Genomic DNA, 16,060 nt, shown 5'->3' on the forward strand with positions numbered 1-16,060 from the left:
GCGGTCAGTGGCCCTCGGCCCGGGTCCCGAGGAACTTGCCCGTCGGCGCGAGCAGTCCCTCGATCTGGTCGAGCAGTTCGCCAGTGTTCGGGTCGAACACGAGGATCGACTGGTTCTCGCCCATCCAGCCGCTGATGTACACCTTCTCGCCGTCGCGGCTGAACTCCGGATGGATGGCGGCGGCGACGCCCCACTGGCTGCAGTCGATCTCCTGAGCCACCTCTAAGCTCTCCGGGTCGATCAGGTAGACGTACGCGTCGTCCTCGGTGTCGGTCAGGATCACGTCGGCCCACACGTAGTCGCTGTTCTCGTGTTTGCGGATGAACAGCCCCGACCCGCGGACGTCGATCATCTCCTCGACGTCCCACGTGGACGTGTTCCAGACGCCGACGCTCGGCGCACCGGCGTGGGTCGTGAACGCGAGGTCCTCGTCGGGGTACAGCGCGCCCGGCCCCGGGTGCGGGACGCCGTCCATCGGGATGGCGGCGACGTGCTCCCGCTCCTGGGTGTCGATCACGTCCATCTGGTTGTCCGTCTGCGAGGCGATCATGAAGTAGCGGCCGTCGTCGGTGAAGAAGCCGTCGTGGAGCGTCCGGCCGCAGTCGATGGTGGCCACCACCGGGAAGTCCTCCTGGGTGTAGTCGATGAGCCACACTTCGCCGCCCTCCTTCAGGCCGGCGAGGAACAGCCCCTCCTCGGGCACGTCGTACAGCGAACACACCCGGCTCCCGACGCTCTGCCCGTCCGGGTCGACGGTGTGGGTCGGGATGCGCTTGACCGGCTCCATCGTCTCGGCGTCGCAGACCACGAGGTGGTTCGGGTTGTAGAAGCCGCCGATCACCCATTCGCCGTCCCGAGAGACGGCGATGTCGCGGGCGTCGGTCCCCGCGTCCGCGACCGCGACGCGCTCGAAGCCGAACAGGTCGATCTTGTACATCTCGCCCTGCCGCGACTGGGTGTAGACGTACGCCCCTTCGCGGCTCTGCTCCGGCAGCTCCGGGTGGAAGTCGTGGACGTGGATCGCCTTCCCCACGTCCTCGACGCGCTCCAGCAGCTCGTCGTTGACGGTGTCGATCATCGCCACCGAGGCGTTGTTGCGCTCGGTGACGACCATGAGGTCGCGGAGGTCGAGGTCGTGTTCCGGCTCGGCCGGCAGCTCGCTCTCCTCCGTGATCACCTCGTGGCGGTCCTTCAGCGTCTGCATGTCGGTGAAGTCGACCTTCTCGATCGACTCCCCCTCGGGGACGACGTACAGCTGGCCGTTCATCTGGGCGTGGCCGTCGCCGCAGTAGACGTTACACTCGAAGTCGAAGGTCCCCTCCTCCTCGGTGACGAACGTCACCGAGTCGATCACGTCGTCGTCCGTGCTCTCCGGGAGCTCGATCGGCCCGATGTCGTACGGCTCCTCGAGGTAGAACGTGTGGACGGTGAAATCCTGGTTCTTCTCGAAAGTGGACTGCGTGAACTCAATTGTGAGCTCGGTGTTCGGCGGGACCCGGATCTCCTGCGGCTGGAACTCGTACTGGTGGGCCTCCAGCTGGACGGTCTCCGACTGCGCGGCGTCGGTCTCGCCGTCGGACGCCGACTCCGATCCGGACTCCGGATCCCCCTCTTCGTCGGTCGATTCCGACGGCTCCGACTCGCCGCTACACCCCGCGAACGCCCCCGCCGCCGCGACCGCGCTCGTGGCGAGGAACCGCCGCCGATCGGGCTTCGGAAGCCCCATCTCGAAGTCGAGCGCGTCGTCGAACTCCAGGTTCGACGCGATCTCGCGCGACGCGCTGAGGTGGCGTTTGATCCGTTCCTCGTGGTCCGCCTTCCGTTCGCGGTGGTCGGTCCGCTCCCGTTCGGACTTCTGGTCTCGGTCCTCCGTCTCTCGGGGCGTCGTGGGCTGTGACATAGTGGTTCCCCTGAGCCGGATTTCGTCCGGTTCCGGCCAAAAGGTCCTGTATGGTTCCATGCGCGTTGGAAAATCGGTGAACATGTTCGCAGGAATATACTTTAGTGGCCGGTCGCCGTCGGTCCGCGAACGGCCCCCTTCTCGCGTTCGGGTGCGGTTCCCACGCGCTGGGAGCGAGCGGTAGCGACGTGTACCGTCGGGCCGAACCGCCGGGCATGTCTCGAGAGACCGACGCGGTACCCAGGGGGGACCGGATGACGCCCGCGTTCTTCGAGGACGTGCTCGCGGAGTACCTCGACGCGGACCGGATCGAGGAGGCCGTGGTCCGGCTGGAGCTCGACGACGGGACCACCAGGCGGGTCGTCGTCGCGGAGGACACCGAGTCGCTCGGTCCCGACGAGTACGCGGCCCGCGAGCTCGCGGAGGCCCGCCGGCTGATCGAGGGCCACGCCGACCGGTTCGAGGCCCCCGCCGAACTGACCGTCCCGGTCCGGGACGCCGACCGCGTCCGCGAGGAGATCGCGTCGGACGACGCGGTGACGACGTGGGTCAAGCCCGAGGGGGTCGCGCGGCTCCTCGGCCACTTCGAGGCGCTGACGCGAGCGGGCGAGACCGCGGACCCGGGCGCGTCGGTGGGCCGCTCCGAGGCGTCGGACGATCGCTGACGCGCGGCCGGTCGTTCACGCGCGACCGATCGCTGACGACCGCCTCAGACCGCCACCTCGCGACCGCGAGCCGGCCGATAGCGACGGACGGGAGCCGAGGAACCACATGAGGTTTTAACGGGTGGAGCGTGTATGACCGGTATGGGAATCCTCTCGCGCGCCTCCTACGTCATCCGCTCGAAGCTGAACGCCCTCCTCAACCGGGCGGAGGATCCGACTGAGTCGCTCGACTACTCGTACGAACAGATGCGCGACGAGCTCCAGGACGTGAAGCAGGGGATCGCCGACCTGACGACCCAGAAGAAGCGTCTGGAGATCCAGAAGCGCAAGCTGGAGGAGAACGTCGAGAAGCACAACCGGCAGGCCCGTGAGGCGGTCCAGCAGGACCGCGACGACCTCGCGCGGAAGGCTCTCGAGAAGAAGAAGTCGAAGATGGCCCAGATCGAGGAGCTGGAAGGGCAGATCGCTGACCTGAACGACACCCAAGAGCAGCTCGTCGAGAAGAAGAACAAGCTCCAGAACCGCATCGAGGAGTTCCGCACGAAGAAGGAGACGATGAAGGCCCGCTACGAGGCCGCGGAGGCGTCCTCGCGCGTCTCGGAGGCGATGACGGGCGTCGGCGACGAGATGGAGGACGTGAGCCGGTCCATCGAGCGGGCCGAGGAGCGCACCGAGGAGATGGAGGCGCGCGCGGAGGCGATGGACGAGCTGGAGGACTCCGGCGCCTTCGAGGACGCGCTCTCGGACAAGGACAGCATCGACCGCGAGCTGGAGAGCCTCTCGACGAACAGCGAGGTCGACGCCGAGCTGGAGACGCTGAAGGGCGAGCTCGGGAAGGGCGAGCCGGCGAGCGACGACGGCGAGGCGAGCACCGACGAGGAGATCGACGACGAGCTGGCCGACATCGAATCGGAGATCGACTCGGACGACTTGGAGGCCGACCTCGACGGCGAGGGCGACACGGCGGAGGAGCTCGACGTGGAGCTAGAGGAGTCCGAGGCGGACGCCGACGAACAGCGGAACTGACGACGGGGCACGGCGCGGAGCCGGTCCCCGCTCCGGGTTTCTTCTCGCCCCTCTCACTCCGACCGCGGCCGCGCCCCGGTCCCCGCGCGGTCGCGGTCGCCGAGCCGGATCTCGCCGCCGGCGAGGTCGACGCCGTCGTACGGGTCCTCGGCGAGCAGCAGCGAGCCGTCGAGGTCGGCGTAGTCGAGCAGGGGCGCGAGCTGCGCGGCCGCCGCGATCGAGGCGTTCGACTCGATCATGCAGCCGCACATCACCTCCAGCCCGTGAGCGCGGGCGGCGGCGATCAGTCGTCTCGCCTCCAGCAGGCCGCCGGTCTTCATCAGCTTCAGGTTCGCGATGTCGCAGCGGTCGGCCACCGCGGGGACGTCGGCGAGCGTCACGCACGACTCGTCGGCGGCGATGGGGAGCGGGGAGCGCTCGTGGACGAACCGGAGCCCCTCGGGGTTCTCGGCGGGCACCGGCTGCTCGACGAACTCCACGTCGCGGTCGGCGAGCCACTCGCACTTCCGGACCGCCTCCTTCGGCGTCCACGCCTCGTTGGCGTCGACCCGGAGCCGGGCGTCGGGCGCGGCCTCGCGGACCGCGTCGATCAACTCGCGGTCCCGGTCGGTGCCGAGCTTGATCTTGAGCACGGGGTAGCCGGCCTCCACGGCCGCCTCCGTCTTCTCGCGCACGCGCTCCGTCTCGTCGAGCCCGATCGTGTAGGAGGTCGCGGGCGCCGCCGTCGGGTCGAGCCCCCAGAGCCGGTGGAGGGGGACGCCGAGCCGCTTCGCGGCGAGGTCGTGGACCGCGATCGAGACGGCGGCGCGGGCGGCGGGGTTGTCGTTGACGACGGTCGCCAGCTCGGCCTCGATCTCGTGGAGCGCGTGGGGGTCGCCGACGCGCTCGACCGCGTCGAGCAGGTCCGGGAGCACGGCCGCGACGGTGTCCGCGGTCTCGCCGTAGTGCGACGAGGGGGCCGCGCCGCCGACGCCGGTCATCCCCCCCTCGTCGGTGACCCTCACGATCACGTTCTCGGCCTCGGTCTGCGTCCCGCGCGCGATCGTGAACGGGTTCTCCAAGGGCATCGAGACCCGCTCGAACTCGGTTTCGAGGGTCATCGCTCGGCGACGCCTCCGTCGGCGGCCGCGTCGCCCTCGCCCAGCCCCGCCTCGACGATCCCGTCCACGATCCGATCGGCGCCGTCGCGGACCGGATCGGCCGACGGGGCGCCGATCTCGTCGCCGAAGTTGTCGACCGCGTCGGCGGCGGCCGCGTCGTCGTCGACGTCTTTCGTGTTGAGCGCACCGGCGACGACGCGCCCCTCGCTGACGGGGGCCGCGAGCCCCTCGTAGAGGTCGACGTACTCGGCGAGCGGCGGGAGCGAGAAGGACTCGTAGCCGTGGATCGCCTCGCGGCCCGCGGCGTGACAGAGCACGAGCCCGTCGGCCATCGAGCCGTGGAGGATGCCGCAGGTGACCGCCGAGTAGGCGGGGTGGACGATGCTCCCCTGCCCCTCGACGACGAGGAGGTCGTGGTCGTCGCCGACCTCGACGAGCATCTCCTCGACCGCGCCGGCGGTGAAGTCCGAGACGACGCGGTCGATGGGGTTCCCCCACCCGGCGATCATGATCCCGGTCTGGCCGGTCGGGACGAACGCGGCGTCGATCCCGCGCTCGCGTGCGGCCGCGACGATCTCCAGCGAGGCCGTCATCTTCCCGACCGAGCAGTCGGTGCCGACCGTACACACCACGTCGGCGTCGATATCGCCGGAGGCGCCGGTGGCGACCGAGAGATCGTCGTCGGGCTCGCGCACGTCGATCAGGTCGACGCCGTGCTCAGCGGCCAGCGCCGCGAGTTCGTCGTCCTCGTTGAGGAAGTAGTGGAGCCCGCTCACCACGTCGCAGCCGGCCTCGATCGCGGCCTCCACGTCGGTGCGCCACGACTCGTCGAAGCCGCCGCCGATGGGGGCGATCCCGATATATAAGGCGTCGAGGTCGCCGTCGGCGGCCGCGTACGCGTCGTCGAACGACGCGACGATCGGCGCGTCCGAGATGTCCGGGACGTGGTCGTGAACCCGGTCGCCGGCGCGGTCGCGGTCGAGCACGGCACGCACGTCCTGGTCGCCGTAGCGCATCACGCCAAGTGCGGTCTTCGCGCGGTCGGGGAACTTCTCGTGGGCGAGGATGGCGATCCGGTCGTCGCTCATGGTTGGTCGCTGGCTCCGGGGGGGCTTAAAAGGGTCGAGCCGGAGGCGGATCGCCGAACGGGGAGGTGATACGCCGGGCTCAGTCGAGATCGATCGACATGTCCGACTGCAGGCCGGCCGCCTTCACCGTATTATAAAGGAGCATCGCGCGCGTCATCGGGCCGACGCCGCCGGGGACGGGCGTGATCGCGCCCGCGCGCTCCTTCGCCGACTCGTACGCCACGTCGCCGACGAGCTCGTACCCCTTCTCGGTGTCCGCGTCGACGCGGTTGATCCCCACGTCGATCACGGTCGCGCCCTCCTTGAGCGCCGAGCCGTCGACGAACTCCGGGACGCCGACGGCGGCGATCACGATGTCCGCGGTCGCCAGCTTCCCCTCTAAGTCCTCGGTCCGCGAGTGACAGACCGTCGTGGTCGCGTTGCCGACCGGCCCCTTCTGGAGCAGGAGGTTCGCCATCGGCTTCCCGACGATGTCCGACCGCCCGAGGACGACCGCGTCGGCGCCCTCGGTCTCCACGTCGTAGGCGTCGAGGAGCTTCTGGACGCCGTGGGGCGTGCAGGGTTTAAACCGAGCGTCGCCCGCGACGAGCCGCCCGACGTTCTCCGGGTGGAAGCCGTCAACGTCCTTCTCGGGGGCGATCCGGCGGAGGACCGTCCGCTTGTCGACGTGGTCGGGGACGGGGAGCTGGACCAGGATGCCGTGCACGTCCTCGCGGGCGTTGAGGTCGTCGATGGTCTCGTACAGCTCCTCGGCGGGGGCGTCGGCGTCGATCTCGACGTGCACGCTCTCGATCCCGACCTCCTCGCAGTCCCGCTGTTTCATCGAGACGTACGTCTCGCTCGCGGGGTCGTCGCTCATCAGCACGGTGGCGAGCCCCGGCGTCACGCCCGCGTCCGACAGCGTCTCGACGTGCGCGGCCACCTCGTCGCGCACGTCGGCGGCGACCGCCTCCCCGTCGATGATCTCGGTCATGCCCGACCGTCGTCGTCGTCGACGTAAAAGTGACACGGGATCGTGGTCATCGAGCTCTCTCAAACCCCACTTCGATCCCCATTCATGGATCGATTACGCCGGATCCGACGGATCCGGGAACGCCTACTCCGGAAACAGCTCCTCCTCGCGCTCGACCGCGTCGATGGCGGCGACCTCGGCGTCGGTCAACTCGAGGTCGCCGGCCGCCAGGTTCGCGCGGAGGTGCGCCTCGCTCGACGCCTTCGGGATCGCCACGACCGGCTCCTTCCCGGTCGCCCACGCGATCGCGACCGCCTCGGGCGTCGTCTCGTGGGCCTCGGCGGCCGCGACGACGGGGGCCACCTCGCCCACGCGCCCCCCGGCCAGCGGCGAGTACGCGACCACGGCGTACCCGTGCTCGCGGGCGTGCTCCAGCAGTTCGGGGCGGTAGAACAGGGGATGGAGCTCCGTCTGGTGGGCCGCGAGCGGCGCGTCGAGGACGTCGAGCGCGCGGTCGAGCCCGTCGATCTCGAAGTTCGAGACCCCGACGTTGCGGACGAGCCCCTCGTCGACCAGTCGGTCGAGCGCCGGGAGGGTGGTCTCGGGGTCGTACGCCCCGCGCGGCCGGTGGACGTACAGCAGGTCGAGCGCGTCGACCCCGAGCAGGGCCGCGCTCTCGCGGGCGGTCGGTCCCACGTCGTCGCCCGCGAGGTCGTCGATCCACAGCTTCGTCGCGACCGTCACGTCCTCGCGGGCGATCCCGTTCGCGCCGATCGCGGCCGCGAGCCCGTCGCCGACCACCGCCTCGTTGCCGTAGATCCGGGCGGTGTCGAGGTGGCGGTAGCCGGCGTCGAGCGCGGTCTCGATCGGGTCCGGATCGTCGATCCCCATGGTTCCGAGGCCGACGGGCGGGAGGTCCATGCGACGAGGTCGACGCGACGCGGACAAAAGTCCCGCGCGTCGGCGGCGGTGTCGCCGGGAGATTTACGTCGCCGGCCGCGGGATCTCCACCCGTCAATGCGCTCGTGCCCTCCACGCCGCGCGGTCGGCGGCCCGCCGACCGAGCCGTCCCCGTCCCGATACCCGCCCCGATCCCCGCCTCGCGACCGCTCCTCCCCCGTCCGCCGGACCGAATGAGACGGTCCGGCGCGTGGTCGTTCGCGACGGTCACCGGAACCGTCGCGGTCGCCCCGGACGAGATACGGATCCGGAGACGGATCCGGATCGCCGCCGTTCGGGCCGGTCGGTCCCTCTCGCGGGGGCGGGTCGCCCCCGTCGTCGACGCGGTCGGCTGGTCCGGCGTCGGGGCGGCGTTCACGGTCCTCGGCGCGCTCCCCCGGCTCCTCTCCCTCGGCGACGGGAGCGAGGCCCTCTGGCTGACGGCGCTCGGGGTCCTCACCGTCACCGCGACCCTCGCCGCGACGGCCCTTCAGGGCCGCCGCACGACGATCCCGCTGCGCGCGGTCGAGCGCGTCGAGTTCGACGGCGACGAGGTCGTCGTGGTCCACGAGGAGGCCGACGACGGCTGGTTCGACGATCGGTTCAGCGATTGGTGGGGAAGCGGCGACTCCGACGGCGACGGCGATCCCACGGAGACCCGGATCCGCCCGCTCGACGACGGGGAGCGCAGCGACGCGGCGCTCGCGTTCCGGCTCCGCGGCGTCGACCTCCGCGGCGCCGACGAGGACGAGGCCGTCACCCGGACGGCAATCGACGCGCCGAAGACGGAGCTGCTGGAGTGAGTCACCGGGTCAGCGACACGCTCCGCTCGAGGACCTCGTACCCCTGCGCCGCGAGCGCCTCGGCGTAATACCGCTCGGCGACCCATGCCTGCGGGAGTCGGCGGAGGGCGAACCGGCGGGTCGGTCGTAGTTCGACGTCGACGATCGCCCCGCCGTCTCCGGACTCCCTGACCGTTACCGCGTACGAGCCCCAGGGGCTGTCGCCGACCGCCCCGTCGATCGCGACGGTCGCGACGGCGTCGTCGGGCCCGTCGCGCTCGCCTCCGGCCGACGTCGCGTCCGCCCGCACGTCGGTTTCGAGGTCGATGGCGGCGCTTCGGAGTCCGAACAGGAACGAGAACTCGTAGGCCGCTCGGGTTCCGGTCGGGCGGTCCGCGGCGGTCGCGTCCTCGCCGCCAGCGTCACGCACCTCGTCCGCGACCCCCCACTGGAGCGCGAGGGTCGGCGGCCGCGCCGACGCGAACTCTCGGACTACCGCGTCCGGAGGCGCCTCCGTCCGGAGCCGGACCGAGCCGCGCCGGCGGTACACCGGAACCCGGAGCGCGATCGCGAGGACGGCGGCGACGGCGACGCCCGGCCAGAACGAGACGGCGGCGACGGCGGCGAGGAAGGCGCCGGCGACGAGCAGCGCGAGCGCCCAGCTGGCGGCGCGCTCGACGCGGTGGTATCGGTCGGCGACCGCGGCGGCCGCGTCGGGGCCGCCGGGACCGACGGGCGATTTGGATCCGGATGCTGCGGGACCGGAGGGGGTGGAGGGGGTGGAGGGGTCTGGCACGGGCGAACCTCGTCGAGGCGGGAAATCAGGATTTCGGTCCCTCTCCCGGCGAAACGCCTACAACGCGGCCGCGAGACGCACCGACCATGCCCCGGCCCTCCACCGGGACCCTCCTCGCCGGGCTCGGCGGCGGAGCGGTCCACCTCGCGCTCGTCGAACTGCTGTTCCGCGCCCTGAACCACGCGCCGCCGGAGCGCTGGCCCCTGGCGGATCCGGGGCGCGCTGCGGGCCTCTTCGCCGCCGGGTCCCTCGTCGCGCTCGCCGTCGCGCACACCCGGCTGCTCTCGCCCGCGGTCGGGCTGGTCGCGGCGCTCGGGTGGGCGGCGCTCCGCGACGCGCTCGCCCCGCCGCCCGAGTGGTCCGAGGTCGGCGGCTTCCTCGTGGTCGACCGGACCGTGTTCCTGTCCGCGTACGCCGGCGGGTGGACCGTCGTCGTCGGCCTGCTCGCCGTCGCCGCCGGCGTCGAATTCGGGCTGCGCCGCCGACGCGGGATCGGCGACGACCGGCTGCGGAACCTCCCGCCTGCGCCGTCGCGAGTCCGCGACGCCGCCCTCGTCGGCGTCGCTCTCGGTGGGGTCTTCGGCGTCGCCGCGGCCGCGCGGGTCGCCGCGTTCGGCGTCTCTCCGCGGACCGCGGTCCCGGTGATGGTCGCGACGACCACGCTCGCGGCCGCGGTACCGATCGCCGCGGCGGCCCTGGGGCTCGTCGCCCCGGCGGCCTGTTTCGCGCCGTTCGTTCCGCCGATCGCGCGCGGCGTGATCGCGGGGGGAGAAGGGGGTCCAATCCTCCTGTTATTTCTGGGGCCGGCGGCGGTCGCGTTCGCGGCGGTCGGGCTCGCTGAGCGGTGGCTTCGGCGGCGGCTGGACCGTGGGTCGGCGGAGCCTACGGGGACGCGGTGACCATCGGCCGGGCCGTCAGACCGGATCGCGCTTCTCGACCGGCGTCCGCCCGCAGATGCTCACAAGGTCGTGGAGGTCGTCGATCTCGTAGGTGGGCTGACAGGAGAGTTCGGTCGATCGCCGGTGCGGCCGCCGGACGAACGCGGAGTCGATCCCGGCGTTGTCGGCGGCGCGCACGTCGGACTCGTTGTCGCCGACGAAGATGGCGGTCTCGGCGCCGAGATCCTCGAGTGCGCGCTCGATGTAGTACGGGGACGGCTTCTTGCGCGAGAGGCTGGCGATGGAGGGCTCGCGGCCGTACGCGACCTCGAAGCGCCCGGAGAGCCCGAAGTGGTCGAGGACGGCGTCGACGGTGGCCTGCTGGTTCGAGGAGACGACCCCGAGCGAGGCCTCGAGGTGGCGGAGCGCGTCCACGTCGTCGTAAGGGGTCTTCCGCCCGCTCCGCGCCGCGTCGATCTGCGCTGTCGCCGCGGTCTCGTCGCGGACCCGCCAGAACTCGGCCGGGTCCAGCCCGTATCGCTCGCAGATGTCCGTCAGGGTGGCCGGGTCGACGCCGACCGCGATGTCGTCGACGTGGGCGAGATCGGGGTCCTCGACGCCGAGGCTCACGAAGGCGTCCCAGGCGGCCTCCCTGAGGGTGTCGAACGGGGTCCGACCGACGAGGACCCCGTCTTTGTCCAGGACAACGGCGTCGTACACGACATCCTCTCGGTCGGTAACCGGCAAAAAGCTTTCACCGGCCGGCGCGCCTCACAGGCCGAACAGTCTGAGCGCGAGCCCGGCGAGGAGGAGGACGGTTCCCGCGAGCAGGCCGACGAAGGGGATCGGAACCGGGAGCGGGACCACGATGAGCAGGAGTCCGACGGCGATCAGCGCCGTTGACGGTCGCATACCCCCGTTTCGTCGCCCGAACGGAAAGGAGTTCACACGCGCGTCGGTCGGGCGCCGAGCGATCCCAGCGACGGGCACGCCTCCCGCACTTTCAATACCCGGCGCGTCCAACCCTCAGATTGGACCATGAATATTGTTGATATCGCGGTGCCGGAGTACGTCGAGGTCGACGTCAGCGAACGACTCGCCAAGGTCCGGTCCATCTTCGAGCGCGAGAATCCGAAGGGGATCGTCGTCACCGAGGACGGCGAGTACGCGGGCGTCGTGGGCGAGAAACAGCTCATGCGCTCCCGAATGGAGGACGACACCAAGGTGTCGGCCGTGATGAAGTCGGCCCCGTCGGTCGACCGCCACGAAGACCTCCGCGAGACCGCCCGGCTCCTCGTCGAGGGCGACGTGAAGATCGCGCCGGTGTACGAGGGCGAGAAGCTCTACGGGATCGTCACCGTCGACCAGATCCTCGAGGCCGTCCTCGACAGCCTCGACGCGATCACCGTCGGCCAGATCGCGACCGAGGACGTGATCGGCATCAACGAGAAGGACACCGTCGGGAGCGCGATCAACCGCCTCCGCGAGAACGGGATCTCACGGCTCCCCGCTCTCGACGAGGACGGTCAGCTCGTCGGCGTCGTCACCACCAACGACATCGTCGAGTTCGTCGTCCGCGACCAGGAGCGGCAGGGCAGCGGCGACCGCGCGGGCGACATCGACCGGATGCTCGACATCCCCGTCTACGACATCATGTCGAGCCCCGTCGTCACCGCGACCGCCGACGAGACCGCGGAGACGGTCGTACAGCGCATGTTCGACAACGAGGTCTCCGGGCTGGTCGTCACGCCGACGGGCGCCGACACCGTCGCCGGCATGGTGACGAAGACCGACGTGTTGCGCGCGCTCACGTTCACCGAGCAGGACTCGATGGACGTGCAGATCACCAACGTCGAGCTGCTTGACACGACCTCCCGCGAGCACATCGTCGAGTCCATCGAGGAGGTCGCGAACAAGTACGCGGACATGCACGTCATCCACGCGCACGTCCGGCTCCACGCCCACAAGGAGAAGCTCCGCGGCACCCCCCTGATCCAGTGTCAGATCCGCCTCCGCACCAACGAGGGGCAGGTCGGCGGCTCCGGCGAGGGGTACGGCGCCGAACACGCCTTCCACGTCGCGCTTGACAAGCTGGAGCGCAACGTCTTGGAGATCAAGGGCGTCAACGCCGACGAGGAGTACCGCGGCCAGCTCCTCCGCAAGCTCGGCCAGCTGTAGCGCGACGCACGCGGTCACCCGCGGCGACGTTCCGACCGACTCCGCCCGCGATTCCCGCTTTTTCGCCCTCCGTCCGCGGACCGCGAGTTCCTTCTCCGAATCGCTACCGATCGGTCCCGTCGAGCCGACGCCCGAGCATCGCGAGCGCGACGAGCGCGAGGACCGCGACGAGGGCGCCGAATCCGGGCGCCTCGTCTTCGGCGCCGTCTTCTCCCGTAGCGCCCTCGCTGCCATCACCGTCGCCAGCGTCAGCGTCGTCCGTATCGTCGCCGCTCTCGTCGGCTTCGTCGTCCCCCTCTGACGGGTCGTCGACGGGTTCGTCGTCGGTCGGCTCGTCGTCGGTTCCGTTCTCGGGCTCGTCGATCGGCTCCTCGCCGTCGTCGGTCTCGTTTGTGGGTTCGTCATCGGTCGGCTCGTCGTCGCCTCCGGTCGGGGCGCCACCGGTACCACCGCCTCCGACACCGCCGCCTCCACCGCCCCCACCCCCATCGGTGCTCTCACCCTCCACCACATCGAACGAGACCGTCCGCGACCCGTCCGGCGTCGACGCGGTCGCGTCGTACTCCCCGGTCGCGGCGTCGTCGGCGACGGAGACCGCGAACGTCGGCGACCGGGTCGCCCCCGGCTCGACATCGGTTGCCGTCGCCGACCGCTGAACCCCGGTCGCCGTGTCGGTGAACGTCACCGTCACGTCGGCGGGGACGCCGCCGTCGTTCCGGACCGTCGCGGAGAACTCGCCGCTCGCCCCCTGCTCGATCTCGTCCGGTCCGGAGAGGTCGGTGACGCTGAACGCGGGCGACAGCGCGAAGTCCGCCTCGACGCTCCCGTTGGCCGGCAGCGAGACCGGGTCGCTCACGTCCCTGTACCCGTCCGCGGACGCCGTCACGTCGTACTCGCCGCGCGGGAGCGTGAGCGAGTAGTTACCGTCGGCGTCGGTCGCGTCCGAGTCCGACCCGACCGTCACCGTCGCCCCGTCGATCGGGTCGTCGGTCGCGCCCGCGGTGACGGTCCCCGACAGCGTCGCGTCGAAGGGCTCCAGCTCGACGTTCCGCGTCGTCGTCGCGTTCGGATCGACCTCGACGCCGGTCGCGTTCGCGGACGCGAACCCGGGAGCGTCGGCTTGGATCGCGTACGTTCCCGGCGGGAGATCGACCGCGTAGGCGCCTTCCGGCCCGGCGTCGACCCCGGCGACGGTCGCGTCCGTCTCGTTCGTCACCGTCACGGTCGCGTTCGCCGGGGGTTCGAGGCCGTCGGTCGCGCCCACGACGCCCGAGAGGGTCCCGTTCCGGAGCGACAGCGAGAGGTCCGCGGTCGCCGTGTCGCCGGAGCCGGTCAGGTTCGCGGTCGCGGTAGCGGGGGCGTAGGTCTCGTTGCTCCCGGTGACGGTCAGGTTCGCCGCCGGCACGTCGACCGCGTAGGTCCCGTCCGCCGCGGTCTCCGTCTCGCCGACGACCTCGTCGCCGTTCTCGACGACCACGTCGATCCCCGAAAGCGTCTCCGCCGTCTCCGCCGTCTCCGCGTCCGTGACGGTGCCGTTCACGGTTCCGACCGCCTCGGCGACCCGGATCCGACCGGTCTCGTTGTCGTCGGGCGAGCCGACCGCGAGGGTCGTCGCCCCGGTCGTCAGGTCGGCCGGAACGGGTCCGGAAAGCGACAGGGTCGTCGCGTTGCCGGCCCCCAGCGAGACGTTCGTCGCGTTCAGCACGCGCACGTCGCTCGTGTTCTCGGGGTCCGTGAGCCGCAGTTCGACGGTGCGATTGTCGCCGGCGACGACCCCCTGATTGGTGACGTTCGCGGTCGTGTCGAGCGTCGCGTTGCGCTCGACAATCGACGGCGCGGTGAGGTTCGTCACCTCGTAGAACGGCGCGTCGACCACCGAGATCGCGCTCGTCAGGTTCGAGTCGTTCGTGTACGCGCCGTGCTCGTAGGTCTTCCCCGTCTCCGTGTCCGCGGGCACGACGTACGAGAACGAGACGGTCGCCTCCTCGCCGGGCCCGAGCGAGACGTTCGCCTCGTCGCCGACGCTCCCGTTGAACCGGTACTCGACCGTCCCCGATCCAGGGTCGTCGCCGGTGTTGTTGACCGTCGCCGTCGCCTCGACTGTGGCGCCCGGCGCGGTCTCGCCCGGCGCGTCGAACGCGGTCACCGTGAGGTTCGACCGGTTCTCCGTCACCGCCGTGACCGCCGCGTAGGCGTCGACGATCCCCGTTCCGTAGCGGTCGTCCGGGTCGGTGGCGTCGTCGGGGTGGTCGGTCGTCTCGCGGAGCGTGTCGTACAGCTCGTCGTCCGAGACCTCTCGCGTGCTCGCCGAGAGCATCAGCGCGGCGACGCCGGAGACGTGCGGGGCGGCCATGGAGGTGCCGTCCTTGTATCCGTAGACTCCTCCTGGTTCTGCCGAGTAAACGTTCACGCCCGGCGCTGACACATCCGGAACCACGTATTCGTCGGGCCAGTCGCTCGGGGCATCCGAACCCCACGCGTCGGTTGTGTTGATCGTCTCGCCGCTGGATCTCGAGTCGACATCCCGGTTCTGGTCGACCGCCCCGACAGCGAGCGAGTCGTAGACGTTCCCCGGAGAGCTCGACGTACCTTGGCCGCTGTTTCCGGACGAGGCGACGACGACCTTTCCGGCACCGCGCGCGTTCCGGATCGGGTCGATGAACCCGTCGATGTATCCGTCGGCACCGAGGCTCATCTGGATCACGTCGACGCTCTCGTTCTCCGTCGCGTACTCCATCCCCGCGACGACCTGCGCGAAGGAACCCGATCCGGAATTGTTCAGGACCTTCACGCCGTACAGCTCCGACTCGGGCGCGACGCCGATCGCGGTCCCGCTCGCGTTGCCGCCGGCGACCGATCCGGCGACGTGAGTGCCGTGGCCGTCGATGTCGTAGGCGTTGTCCGGACCCTCACTCACCAGATTACCGTCCGCGTCGTACTCCGCCCACCCGCTCACCGTCAGATCCGGATGGTCCCGGTCGACGCCGGTGTCTAACACCGCCACCGTCGCGCCCTCGCCGCGGGTCTCGAACTCCTGCCAGACCTCCGGTGCGCGCACCATGTCGACGCCGTACGTCGCGTCGGTCGAAGTCGTGGAGACGCTCTTCGGCGTGGGGGTCGGCGCCGCACCGTCGAGCGCGCCCGGAACCGCGGTGTCGGCTCCGCCCGCGGCCGCGGCCGAGTCGAGTTCGACCGCGAAATTCTCGTGGACGCGCTCGACGCCCCGCACGTCGAGCAGTCGGTCGACCGGGACGCGGTCGGTGTCGACCGTGACGAGCATCGCGTTCGCGAGCCAGAAGCTCCGTTCGACCGTGACCGCGGAGCGGCCCTGGGCGAACGACTCGAAGTCGGCCTGCGCGCTCGCGGCGTTCGTCTTGAGCTCGTTCGCGGAGAGCGTCGCCGAGTCCCCCGTTCCGCCCGCGTCGCCGCCTCCGCCGCCGTCGGCTCCGAGGCGTGCGTCGCTCGCGAACCGCACCACGACTTCGACGGTGCCGTTCGCCGAGCGCAGGCCGGGAGCGACCGCGTCGTCGCCTCCGGACGAACCGGCGCCGAGCGCGGCGGAATCGCTCGACTGCGAGTCGACCGCGGCGGAACCGTCCGTCCCGGGAGCGTCCGCGGCGAACCCGCCCGCGACCGCGCCCGGCGCGACGGCGGCCGCGATCAGGCAGGCGGAGAGAAGTACCGCGGCCGCAGTCACACGCGCAGTTGGCGACCGGTCGTTCATTACCGGTTACGTCGGCGCGAGAGTGATAACTC

At 70.8% G+C, this 16,060-nt stretch carries 14 protein-coding genes; 5 read left to right on the forward strand and 9 right to left on the reverse strand.

Annotated elements, in window-relative coordinates; all coding sequences use genetic code 11:
- Positions 1-4 precede the first annotated feature (4 nt).
- Positions 5-1,900 carry a cytochrome D1 domain-containing protein gene (locus CK500_RS11180; protein ID WP_095637301.1) on the reverse strand — a complete coding sequence of 632 codons (1,896 nt, stop codon included), beginning with the start codon at positions 1,898-1,900 and terminating at the stop codon, positions 5-7.
- Between the two features lie 215 nt (positions 1,901-2,115).
- Between CK500_RS11180 and CK500_RS11185 the strand changes: the two genes are divergently transcribed.
- Positions 2,116-2,565, forward strand: coding sequence for a hypothetical protein (locus CK500_RS11185; RefSeq protein ID WP_095637302.1), 450 nt, complete (start codon positions 2,116-2,118; stop codon positions 2,563-2,565).
- Between the two features lie 141 nt (positions 2,566-2,706).
- On the forward strand, positions 2,707-3,591 hold the full coding sequence (locus CK500_RS11190) for a PspA/IM30 family protein (protein ID WP_095637303.1): 885 nt from the start codon (positions 2,707-2,709) through the stop codon (positions 3,589-3,591).
- A 53-nt stretch (positions 3,592-3,644) separates the two neighbouring features.
- Here CK500_RS11190 and CK500_RS11195 read toward each other — a convergent pair whose 3' ends face one another.
- The 4 genes from CK500_RS11195 to CK500_RS11210 form a co-directional block, all read right to left on the reverse strand.
- The gene (locus CK500_RS11195) at positions 3,645-4,691 is read right to left on the reverse strand and encodes a dipeptide epimerase (protein ID WP_095637304.1); all 1,047 of its coding nucleotides are present in this window, start codon (positions 4,689-4,691) and stop codon (positions 3,645-3,647) included.
- Positions 4,688-5,779, reverse strand: a complete 1,092-nt coding sequence (locus CK500_RS11200; RefSeq protein ID WP_095637305.1) for a DUF1611 domain-containing protein — start codon at positions 5,777-5,779, stop codon at positions 4,688-4,690. Before CK500_RS11200 ends, CK500_RS11195 begins: the two co-directional genes overlap by 4 nt.
- Before the next feature lie 79 nt (positions 5,780-5,858).
- Positions 5,859-6,752: a bifunctional methylenetetrahydrofolate dehydrogenase/methenyltetrahydrofolate cyclohydrolase gene (locus tag CK500_RS11205; protein WP_095637306.1), complete on the reverse strand. Its 894-nt coding sequence runs from the start codon at positions 6,750-6,752 to the stop codon at positions 5,859-5,861.
- Positions 6,753-6,875: 123 nt separating this feature from the next.
- Positions 6,876-7,652 carry an aldo/keto reductase gene (locus CK500_RS11210; RefSeq protein ID WP_095637307.1) on the reverse strand — a complete coding sequence of 259 codons (777 nt, stop codon included), beginning with the start codon at positions 7,650-7,652 and terminating at the stop codon, positions 6,876-6,878.
- Between the two features lie 212 nt (positions 7,653-7,864).
- On the opposite strand from CK500_RS11210, the gene CK500_RS11215 reads away from it, so the two are divergent.
- Positions 7,865-8,473 (forward strand): hypothetical protein, encoded by a 609-nt coding sequence (locus CK500_RS11215; RefSeq protein WP_095637308.1) that lies wholly within the window; start codon positions 7,865-7,867, stop codon positions 8,471-8,473.
- A gap of 1 nt (position 8,474) precedes the next feature.
- Here the strand turns inward: CK500_RS11215 and CK500_RS11220 are convergent, their stop codons facing one another.
- The gene (locus CK500_RS11220) at positions 8,475-9,248 is read right to left on the reverse strand and encodes a hypothetical protein (RefSeq protein ID WP_233139123.1); all 774 of its coding nucleotides are present in this window, start codon (positions 9,246-9,248) and stop codon (positions 8,475-8,477) included.
- 86 nt (positions 9,249-9,334) lie between these two features.
- On the opposite strand from CK500_RS11220, the gene CK500_RS11225 reads away from it, so the two are divergent.
- Entirely contained in the window at positions 9,335-10,147 is an 813-nt protein-coding gene (locus tag CK500_RS11225) for a hypothetical protein (protein WP_095637309.1), read from the forward strand.
- A 15-nt stretch (positions 10,148-10,162) separates the two neighbouring features.
- Here CK500_RS11225 and CK500_RS11230 read toward each other — a convergent pair whose 3' ends face one another.
- A complete protein-coding gene (locus CK500_RS11230) occupies positions 10,163-10,846 on the reverse strand; it encodes an HAD family hydrolase (protein WP_095637310.1) in 684 nt (227 codons plus the stop codon).
- A gap of 51 nt (positions 10,847-10,897) precedes the next feature.
- Positions 10,898-11,038, reverse strand: coding sequence for a hypothetical protein (locus tag CK500_RS17410; RefSeq protein WP_198951551.1), 141 nt, complete (start codon positions 11,036-11,038; stop codon positions 10,898-10,900).
- Positions 11,039-11,164: 126 nt separating this feature from the next.
- On the opposite strand from CK500_RS17410, the gene CK500_RS11235 reads away from it, so the two are divergent.
- A complete protein-coding gene (locus CK500_RS11235; RefSeq protein WP_095637311.1) occupies positions 11,165-12,304 on the forward strand; it encodes a CBS domain-containing protein in 1,140 nt (379 codons plus the stop codon).
- A gap of 103 nt (positions 12,305-12,407) precedes the next feature.
- Here the strand turns inward: CK500_RS11235 and CK500_RS11240 are convergent, their stop codons facing one another.
- Complete coding sequence (locus tag CK500_RS11240) at positions 12,408-16,001, reverse strand: S8 family serine peptidase (RefSeq protein ID WP_233139126.1); 3,594 nt, start codon at positions 15,999-16,001, stop codon at positions 12,408-12,410.
- Positions 16,002-16,060: the final 59 nt, after the last annotated feature.

Source organism: Halorubrum salipaludis, assembly GCF_002286985.1.
Lineage (GTDB): Archaea > Halobacteriota > Halobacteria > Halobacteriales > Haloferacaceae > Halorubrum > Halorubrum salipaludis.

What these genes read in the sequence shown, in the direction of transcription:
- CK500_RS11185 (WP_095637302.1), top strand. Translation starts at nt 2,116, where the DNA reads ATGTCTCGAGAGACCGACGCGGTACCCAGGGGGGACCGGATGACGCCC.
- CK500_RS11225 (WP_095637309.1), top strand. Translation starts at nt 9,335, where the DNA reads ATGCCCCGGCCCTCCACCGGGACCCTCCTCGCCGGGCTCGGCGGCGGA.
- CK500_RS11235 (WP_095637311.1), top strand. Translation starts at nt 11,165, where the DNA reads ATGAATATTGTTGATATCGCGGTGCCGGAGTACGTCGAGGTCGACGTC.
- CK500_RS11215 (WP_095637308.1), top strand. Translation starts at nt 7,865, where the DNA reads ATGAGACGGTCCGGCGCGTGGTCGTTCGCGACGGTCACCGGAACCGTC.
- CK500_RS11190 (WP_095637303.1), top strand. Translation starts at nt 2,707, where the DNA reads ATGGGAATCCTCTCGCGCGCCTCCTACGTCATCCGCTCGAAGCTGAAC.
- CK500_RS11195 (WP_095637304.1), bottom strand. Translation starts at nt 4,691, where the DNA reads ATGACCCTCGAAACCGAGTTCGAGCGGGTCTCGATGCCCTTGGAGAAC.
- CK500_RS17410 (WP_198951551.1), bottom strand. Translation starts at nt 11,038, where the DNA reads ATGCGACCGTCAACGGCGCTGATCGCCGTCGGACTCCTGCTCATCGTG.
- CK500_RS11205 (WP_095637306.1), bottom strand. Translation starts at nt 6,752, where the DNA reads ATGACCGAGATCATCGACGGGGAGGCGGTCGCCGCCGACGTGCGCGAC.
- CK500_RS11200 (WP_095637305.1), bottom strand. Translation starts at nt 5,779, where the DNA reads ATGAGCGACGACCGGATCGCCATCCTCGCCCACGAGAAGTTCCCCGAC.
- CK500_RS11210 (WP_095637307.1), bottom strand. Translation starts at nt 7,652, where the DNA reads ATGGACCTCCCGCCCGTCGGCCTCGGAACCATGGGGATCGACGATCCG.
- CK500_RS11180 (WP_095637301.1), bottom strand. Translation starts at nt 1,900, where the DNA reads ATGTCACAGCCCACGACGCCCCGAGAGACGGAGGACCGAGACCAGAAG.